This window comes from Variovorax davisae (genome assembly GCF_030316845.1).
GTDB classification, from domain to species: domain Bacteria; phylum Pseudomonadota; class Gammaproteobacteria; order Burkholderiales; family Burkholderiaceae_C; genus Variovorax; species Variovorax davisae.
This window is the reverse complement of record NZ_JASZYS010000003.1, coordinates 588735-596996: the sequence shown is the minus strand read 5'-3', so window position 1 is coordinate 596996 and position 8262 is coordinate 588735. Positions and strand designations below refer to the sequence as shown.

The 8262-nt window shown below is 66.1% G+C and carries 9 protein-coding genes; 5 read left to right on the top strand and 4 right to left on the bottom strand.

Going from position 1 to position 8262, the window contains the following annotated elements; genetic code table 11:
* Nucleotides 1-322 precede the first annotated feature (322 nt).
* On the top strand, nt 323-805 hold the full coding sequence (locus QTI33_RS35140) for an OB-fold nucleic acid binding domain-containing protein (RefSeq protein WP_353506324.1): 483 nt from the start codon (nt 323-325) through the stop codon (nt 803-805).
* Between the two features lie 89 nt (nt 806-894).
* Here QTI33_RS35140 and QTI33_RS10345 read toward each other — a convergent pair whose 3' ends face one another.
* From QTI33_RS10345 to QTI33_RS10330, 4 genes are read right to left on the bottom strand one after another with little or no spacing between them, the layout of a single operon-like run.
* Nucleotides 895-1455, bottom strand: coding sequence for a cupin domain-containing protein (locus tag QTI33_RS10345; protein ID WP_286505770.1), 561 nt, complete (start codon nt 1453-1455; stop codon nt 895-897).
* 32 nt (nt 1456-1487) lie between these two features.
* Nucleotides 1488-2735, bottom strand: coding sequence for an NAD(P)/FAD-dependent oxidoreductase (locus tag QTI33_RS10340; protein WP_286505738.1), 1248 nt, complete (start codon nt 2733-2735; stop codon nt 1488-1490).
* The gene (locus QTI33_RS10335) at nt 2732-3085 is read right to left on the bottom strand and encodes a non-heme iron oxygenase ferredoxin subunit (RefSeq protein ID WP_286505736.1); all 354 of its coding nucleotides are present in this window, start codon (nt 3083-3085) and stop codon (nt 2732-2734) included. The genes QTI33_RS10340 and QTI33_RS10335 overlap by 4 nt, the downstream gene beginning before the upstream one ends.
* Nucleotides 3086-3094: 9 nt before the next feature.
* A complete protein-coding gene (locus QTI33_RS10330) occupies nt 3095-4318 on the bottom strand; it encodes a Rieske 2Fe-2S domain-containing protein (RefSeq protein ID WP_286505735.1) in 1224 nt (407 codons plus the stop codon).
* A gap of 258 nt (nt 4319-4576) precedes the next feature.
* On the opposite strand from QTI33_RS10330, the gene QTI33_RS10325 reads away from it, so the two are divergent.
* The 4 genes from QTI33_RS10325 (at nt 4577) to QTI33_RS10310 (ending at nt 8257) form a co-directional block, all read left to right on the top strand.
* Entirely contained in the window at nt 4577-5434 is an 858-nt protein-coding gene (locus tag QTI33_RS10325; RefSeq protein ID WP_286505733.1) for a MarR family winged helix-turn-helix transcriptional regulator, read from the top strand.
* A 131-nt stretch (nt 5435-5565) separates the two neighbouring features.
* Nucleotides 5566-6771 carry an ABC transporter substrate-binding protein gene (locus tag QTI33_RS10320; RefSeq protein ID WP_286505731.1) on the top strand — a complete coding sequence of 402 codons (1206 nt, stop codon included), beginning with the start codon at nt 5566-5568 and terminating at the stop codon, nt 6769-6771.
* Entirely contained in the window at nt 6771-7541 is a 771-nt protein-coding gene (locus tag QTI33_RS10315; protein ID WP_286505730.1) for an ABC transporter ATP-binding protein, read from the top strand. The genes QTI33_RS10320 and QTI33_RS10315 overlap by 1 nt, the downstream gene beginning before the upstream one ends.
* Nucleotides 7538-8257, top strand: coding sequence for an ABC transporter ATP-binding protein (locus QTI33_RS10310; RefSeq protein WP_286505729.1), 720 nt, complete (start codon nt 7538-7540; stop codon nt 8255-8257). The genes QTI33_RS10315 and QTI33_RS10310 overlap by 4 nt, the downstream gene beginning before the upstream one ends.
* Nucleotides 8258-8262: the final 5 nt, after the last annotated feature.

Here is an 8262-nt window from a genome sequence, read left to right as displayed (position 1 = left end):
ACCTGCTGTCGGTCTTCGCCTTCGATGAATCTCTTCATGGACCACCACCTCGTTCAGACGGGTTGGCTCAATATAGGCGACCATCAAGGGAGTTTCCACACAGCCTCGGCCGCATCCTGCCACAGGCCTTGAATGCTAGCGTTCAGCTGTTGCGGGACACGAATCCGTGCGCGGATCGTGGCGGCGCGCGAGGTGGCGGCCTTCGCCAGCGTGGAAGATCTGGCGATGCGTACGATCTAAAGTGCCTCTCGGGGGCAGACGCCCTCCTCTCCCTCGCCGGTCATCGGCCAGACGCGGTGTGGGCCGCTAAGGGCATCGACACGTGGCCGACGAAGATGCTGCGCGAGGCTCGAACCATCGAGGAGGACATCGTTCCCGGTGCCGGAAGAAGGCGACGAGATCGCCGACGACTACGGCTCGCTTGGTCTCAGCCTGCGTCGGCACCCGTTGGCCCCCATTCGGCCGCAGCTGGCGAGCTGGGGCATTCGGACCTCCGAGAAGCTCAGGACGCGTGCGAAGGACAGTCAGAAGGTGCGCGAGCGGGATCGTCACGCATCGGCAAAGGCCGCGCACGGCCAAGGGGGTGATCATCGCCACGCTCGAGGACGGGACCGGTACCGTGAACATCATCGTCTGGCCCCAGGTCGCCGAGGAGCAGCGGACGGTGTTGCTGGGCGCGAAGCTGCTCAGCGTCGAGGGGACTTGGCAGAGCGAGAAAGGCGTCCAGTCGCTGGTGGCCTTGAAGCTGGTCGACCACACCGAGTTACTAGGACAGTTGCGAGAGGGCAGTCGGGATTTTCGATAGCGGTCGTAGGTCTTCCCTTTCAGACGGTCTTGTCATTCAATCGCCTAAAGCATCTTTATGATTCTGACGAAGAGACGGGTCAGTGCTGTTCATGGCGGCAAAACCAACGGCCCACAGTTCTCCTCAGTCACAAACACCGCCACCAGCTTCGCCGCGTGCACCGGGTCGGGATTCTCGGCAAACATGTGCAGCGCACCGGGCGGCTCAAAGAAGGTCTCGCCGAAGCGGTAGTCCCCCGGCGGCGAGCCGGCGATCTGCGAGCGGATCGTGCCGGCGAGGATGACGGCGGTCACCGATCCCGGATGCCGGTGTGCTGGCGAGTAGGCCAGCGGCGGAAAGTCGACGAGCAGTGTCGTCACGGATTTTCCCGGCACGTTCGGCAGCGGCTCGCACGAGATCACTTTCGACAAAGTCGCAGGTCTGGCCGCGATCCCTGAGCCCGCAGGCGCCGGGGCGGAGGAGAACATTGGCCGGCTCACGGTGCTGCACAGGTCGGCAAACCAGTCCACCGTGTTCTGCTTGTTGCCCTGCGGCAGAAGCGCCCACCCTGCGGCGAACGCGAGCAAGGCCGCGGCCACGCCAGCGGCAACCGGTTGGCGCCCGGTGGGCAAAAGGCTGCGGATCACGGTGGAGCGCCCCGAAGAATTCATGTCGTTCATGTTGTCAATTTCCTTTCGTCGAATCAGGAGAGTCCGGGGATGGCTTGCAGAAGCTCGGCCCTCGGCAGCAAGGAGTGCTCGGCCATCCGCTTGCGCAGGCGGCGCATGTCGTGCCGCCTGTTCATGCCGATGGCGCCGACGACGCGGTCGCCGCGCAGGTGGATGAAGAGTTGTTCGCTCTCGTTCGGCGGGCTGGCCAACACCGTGTCGCCGTGTGTCGGTGCGCCCAGCACTTGCAGGTTCGTCCCGTATTGATCGGACCAGAACCAGGGCGGCGCGCTGTCCTCGGCGCCATCGGGCTCCGCCGTCGTGCTGGCCATGTGCGCAATGTGCGTGGCGGCAGCCTCGCCCTGGCGGTTCGCGTTGTCCCACGTCTCGATGCGGATGGCGCCTTCGTGCCACGGGCACGCTTGCTCGGCCACGTCGCCGGCCGCATAGATCGCCGGCGCCGAGGTCCGGCAGTGGCGATCGACCACGATGCCCGAACGCACAAGAAGGCCAAGCTGGCTTGCGAGAGAAATGTTCGGCGCGATGCCGATGCCCACGAGGACCGCGCCTACCGGCAGCACCGTGCCATCGGACAAGCGCGCGCTGCGGACCGCCACATCGCCGTCGAGGCTGGCGACCGACGTCTCGAGCCGCAAGTCCACGCCGCGCGACGCATGAAGCGATTGCAGCCAGCGCGCCGCCAATGGCGGCAAGGTGCGGCCGCACAGTCGCGCTCCTTGTTCCACCAGCACGACCTCGACGCCGGTTTCGCGCGCGCCGGCCGCCACTTCAAGCCCGATCCAGCTGCCGCCGACGACCAGCAGCGGCAGACGCGCACGCACGCATCGCTCGATGGACTGCCTGAGCGCGAGCGCGTCGCCCGCGCGTCGCAGGCAATGCACGTTCTCCAGCGCGGCGCCGGGCATCGCCAGGCGCCGCGGCAGCCCGCCGGTCGCGAGCAGCAAGAAGTCGTAGGGCAGGACGGCGCCGTCGCTGCAGGTGATGGTCTTCGCGCGCGCATCGCCGGCGACGGCGGTGCGGTCGATCGCAAGGCGCTCGTTGGGCCGGTCGTTCCCCGGCGCCACCCAGCGGAGTTCCTGCTCGGCTCCCCAGAGGTATTCCTTGGAGAGCGGCGGCCGCTCGTAAGGCGCGTTGGTCTCATCGCTGACGAGGGTGACCTGCCCCGGGTAGCCGAGTTGCCGCAGCCGCTTCAGCGCGGCCCCGGCGGCCTGGCCGCCGCCCACGATGACCATGCGCCCGCCGCTGTCGTCATCGGTGTTCATGACTGCGCCGCGCTGTCGGCCGGGATTTCCACCATGAGCGCGCCGTCCTCGACGCGCACCGCGTAGGTGGCCAGGTCGGCGCTCGCCACGGCGAGGCACTTGCCACTGCGGATGTCGAACATCGCGCCGTGCAACGGACACTCGATCGTCTCGCCTTCGACGTAGCCCTCGGACAGCAAGGCGTACGCGTGCGTGCAGATGTCGTGCGTGGCGTACACGCCATCGTCCAGCCGGTACAGGGCAACGGGAATGCCGGCAAGCTTCACGCCCTTCGGTTGTCCCTGCCGGATGTCGGACGCGGCGCAGGCGCGCACCCATTGCTTCGTCGATTCTTCGAAGGGGGTAGTCATGGCGCGTGCTCAGCGAGGGAGGTTCCGCCAGTCGTCATCGACAGACTTGAGGCGGCCGCCGGTGGCGGTGATGCCCGAGTAGTCGCGGGCTTCGGGCCGGGCGCTTGCGGGCACCTCGTTGGCCATGAACTGCTTGACCGACTTCAGCAAGTGGCGGCGCAGGCGGATGATGGCCTGGTCCGCAGAGCAGAGGTATTCATCCGACCGGTCGACGATGGGGCCCATGCTGACCTGGGTCACGAAATCTTCGACGACGATCTCGGTGAAGCCCGTGTGGTTGCCGTGCGCCATCAGCAGGCGGTTCTGTCCCCAGGCCTTGTCAGCGTCCGGCTCGATGCCGCCGGCCATCGGCCAGGTGTTGGCGCGCTGGGCGCGCTTCATGGAGTCGGTGGGCCGCTTCGTGTTGTAGTAGATGTACCACTGGATCAAGTGCGTGTCGTCGACCGGCACGGCGATGATGACCGTGCGGTCCTGGTCGTCGCCGGTGTTGATTGGCGGGATCAGGCCGTAGTAGGGCATGACGAATTCGGTCACGCGCGCCACGCACTGGCCGTCGGGCGCTTCGCGCAAGGCGGCCGCGCGATAGCCGTAGTCGGTATCGTCGAACTTGTAGCGCACCGCATTGCTCACGGTGGTGGCGGCCATGTCCATCTTCGAGTGCGACAGGTGGCTCTGATGCAGCAGCGCGATATGCGACGAGTCGATGGTGGCCTCCACGCCCTGGAGCCAGTTGGAGTCGAGCTCCAAGCCGCACGCGTACGCCTGGTCGGGGCCCAGCGTCATCCATTCGAAGTTCGGTGCCGCAGGCGCCTCGCCCTGCCCCAGCCACACCCACACGAGGCCCGCGCCCTCGACCGCAGGGTAGTGCTTGACGTTGACCGTCTTGCGGAAGCATTCGGGATTGGAGGCTTCGTTCGGCACCTCCAGCACTTCGCCGGAGACGCAGATCTTCCAGCCGTGGAAGATGCAGCGCAGCGCGTTGTCCTCGTTGCGCGCGAGCGCCAGCGACACCCCGCGATGCGGACAGGCCTCGTTCAGGAAGCCGACGCGGCCGTCGTGCGTGCGATAGGCCACGTAGCGGTTGCCGAACAGCTTCACCCGCACCGGCGCGCCGCCGGCTTCGAGCCGGGCGGAGAGTACTGCCGGCACCCAGTAGTGCTGCCGGAGCATCTGCCCCATGGGGGCGTCGCCTTCGACGCGGGTGAGGAGCTCGTTGTCTTCCTTGGATGTCATGGGTTGCCTCTGCTTGATTGACGAGTTGGGTGAGAGATGCACAACTATCTTCCTGCAAAGATACATTGTCAAGTTACAGAAGGATTTCCCTTCAACGATTTGGCGTTTCTGCCTTGGGTTGAATTGGATAAGCTGGGTAATTTCCGCTGATTCGACCGTCACAGGTCGGCTTCGGAACTCGCTCACCCCACGGCACCTATATCTTTGACGTCAAAATTGGGTGAATTGGATAAAATAAGTTGGATAAAAAAGCCGCACATGCCCAACATCAACACCCCCTCCTCCGTCGATCTCTCATCGTTCGAGACGCGCGATACCCTGCCGGCCCGCGCCAAGCCCTACTGGCACATCCACTCGCCCCGTACGCATTTGGGCTACTACAAGGGCAGCCGAGGCGCCGCCTGGTACGGGCGCATGTTCATTGGCGACGGCAAGTACAAGCAGGCGAAGCTCGGGCCTTGCAAGGAAGAAGGAGGCGCCGACGCGCGCGGGCTGACGTTCGAACTTGCGATCGAATCCTTGCTGCGGTGGGCAGAGAGCGAGCAGAGCGGCGAAGCGCCCGGCGCACCGGCTCCGGACCGCTCGGCCGCAGGCGCGGGCCGGTCGGTCCGCTCGGCCAGCCAGCTGCAGCCCACCCGCCTGGATGCCATCTCGCAGGCCTGGGCCCAGGAGCGCCCCGACGTCGATTTCTGGCTGCCCGGCTTCTTCCTGCGGATCGAATACGCCCACTATCTGCACGACCGGCGCGTGCAGGAGGTCGCCAAGAAGGCCGGCGTCACGGTCGGCGACTTGCACGTGCTGCTCGCGCTGCGCCGCAATGGCACCGACAGCGCCATGCGGCCGACCGATCTCTATCGGGAATTGCTCGTGACCTCCGGCGCCATCACCAAGCGCCTGGACAGCCTGCGCGAGCAGAAATTCATCGAGCGCGCAGCCGCGGAAGGTGACCGCAGGTCGGAGCTCGTGAAGCTCACCAGGCGAGGGCTCGCGATCGCCGACACCGCCATGACGCGGATCGCGCAGTCGCTCGAAGGCATCGTGAAAGCGAGCGGGGTCCGCCGCGACGAGCTCCGCGAGATGGACGACTGCTTCCGGCGCCTGATCGCCGCCATGTAGCGCCGAGACAGGGTTATTGCTAATGACATTTATCTTTCTAGGAAGATAATCATTGGGCAGCAAGGGTTGGGTGATCGGAGCCCGACTCGCGCCGCAGCAAGCGCACCTCTGTCCCAGTGATCGGATCCACGATGAATGTCCCCCACCCTCTCCTTCCCCGCCGAACCTTGCTGAAGGCCGCGCTGGCGCCCCTGGCCCTTTGTGTCGATGCGGCGTGGTCGCAGTCCGCGGCAGACTTTCGCGGCGACATCAAGATCGGGCAGACAATGCCCTACAGCGGCCCGCTGTCGGCGCTGAGCGCCATCGGCAAGGTGCAGGCGCGCTACTTCAAGATGGTCAACGACAGCGGCGGCATCAATGGCCGCAGCGTCACGCTGCTCACGCTCGACGATGGCTACAACCCCGCCAAGGCCGTGGAGCAGACGCGCAACCTCGTGGAGCGCGAAGGCGTCAAGCTCATGTTCGCGAGCATGGGCACGGCGCAGAACGCCGCGGTGCAGAAGTACCTGAACGGCCGCAAGGTCCCGCAGCTCTTCGTCTACGCGGGCAGCGACCGCTTCGCCGATCCGCAGAACTACCCGTGGACGCTGCCGGGCATGCTGACCTTCTCGACCGAAGCCACCGCCTATGCCGACTACGTCCACGAGACGAAGCCCGGCGCGAAGGTCGCGGTGCTCTATCAGAACGACGATTTCGGCAAGGAGTACCTGGCCGCGTTCAAGCGCCGCCTGGTCGAGCTCGGCGGCAAGGCGCAGGTGGTGTCCGCCGCCGGCTACGAGGTGACCTCGCCGACCATCGACTCGCAGCTCATCAGCCTGGCCGCGACCAACGCCGATGTGTTCATGAACATCACCAGCCCGAAGTTCACGATCCAGGCCATTCGCAAGGTGAGCGAACTGCCCTGGAAGCCGATCCACATCATCCCTATCACCAGCAACTTCGTCGCCACGGTGCTGCGCGTGGCGGGGCTGGACAAGTCGGTGGGCCTGATCTCGGCGACGCCGAGCAAGTCGGCCGGCGATCCGGAGTGGGCAAACGACGCGGCCTACCGCGACTGGCTCGGCTTCATGCGCAAGTACTACCCGGAGGGCGACACGACCGAGCAGCTGAACCTCATCGGCTACAGCATGGGCTTCCTGCTGACCGAGGTGCTGCGCCGCTGCGGCGACGACCTTGCGCCTGAGCGGATCCTCAAGGAGGCGACCTCGCTCAAGGACGTGTCGTTGCCGGCGCTGATCCCCGGCATCACCGTCAGCACGACGCCGAAGGACTACCGTATCGTGCAGAAGTTGCGGCTGCAGCGATTCGACGGCGTCCGGTGGGTTCCGGTGGCCTGATGAGCGCGCCTCTCCTGCGCGTGGACAACCTGGGCATCCGCTTCGGTGGCATCCAGGCGCTGCAGAACGTGTCGTTCTCGGTCGGGCGCGGCGCGATTTGCGGCATCATCGGCCCGAACGGCGCGGGCAAGACGACGCTGTTCAATTGCCTGAGCCGCATCTATGAGCCGAACGAAGGCTCGATCACCTTCGACGAGACGAATCTTCAAAAGCTTCGCTCTCACCAGGTCGCCGGCCTGGGCATCGCGCGCACCTTCCAGAACGTGGCACTGTTCGATCGGCAGTCGGTCAGGCGCAACGTCGAGACCGGCTGCTTCCTGCAGTTCGGCGGGCGCCACTTCTCGGCGCTCTTTCGCAACGCGAGGGGCAGGCAGGACCGCCGCCAAGTAGACGATTGCGTCGAAGAACTGCTGGGCTTCGCGCGGCTGCGCGAGGTGGCTGACACGCCGGTGTCGCAGCTCTCGTTCGGCACCCGGAAGCGCGTCGAGCTGGCGCGCGCGCTGGCCATGCGGCCCCGGATCCTCTTGCTCGACGAGCCGGCCGCCGGCCTCAATCACCAGGACGTCGAGGAACTGCTCGGCTGGATCCTCGAGATTCGCGACCGCCTGGGCATCTCGGTGCTGCTCATCGAGCATCACATGAACCTGGTGATGCGGGTGTCCGACCAGGTGGTCGTGCTGGAGTTCGGCCGCAAGATCGCCGATGGCACGCCGCGGGACGTGGCTGCCAATCCGGACGTGGTCCGGGCTTACCTCGGAGCCGAGTCATGACGGCCAACATCCTCGAAGTGAGGGGACTGTTCGCAACCTACCACGCCACTGCCGTCCTGAAGTCGGTCGACCTCGACGTGCCCCGGGGCGGCATCACCGCGCTGCTGGGTGCGAACGGCGCGGGCAAGACCACGGTCCTGCGGGCCATCAGCCACGCGATGGTGAAAACCCACGGAAGCATCGCACTCGACGGAGAGCGCATCGAGGCGCTGACGAGCGACGCGATTGCGCGCCTTGGCGTTGCGCACGTGCCCGACGGGCGCGGCACCTTCACGCAGCTGACGGTCGAGGAAAACCTGCTGGTCGGCGCCGTCACGCGGCCGCGAGGCGCCGACACCCTGGCCGACGTGGAGCGCATGTACGCGCTCTTTCCTCGCCTCGCCGAATACCGCCGGAAGCCCGCCGGGCTCCTCAGCGGTGGCGAGCAGCAGATGGTCGCGATCGCCCGCGCCCTAATGCTGCGGCCACGCCTGCTCATGCTCGACGAACCGTCGTTCGGCCTCGCGCCGATGGTGGTGCGGCAGATCTTCGACGTGCTCGCGCAGATCAATCGCGACAGTGGCTTGAGCATCCTGGTGGTCGAGCAGAACGCGCGCCTGGCGCTCGAGCTGGCGCACAACGCCTACGTCATCGAAACGGGCCGTATCGCCATCAGCGGCACGGCCGATTCGCTTCGCAGCGACCCGCGCGTGAAAACCGCCTATCTCGGAATCTGAAGAGA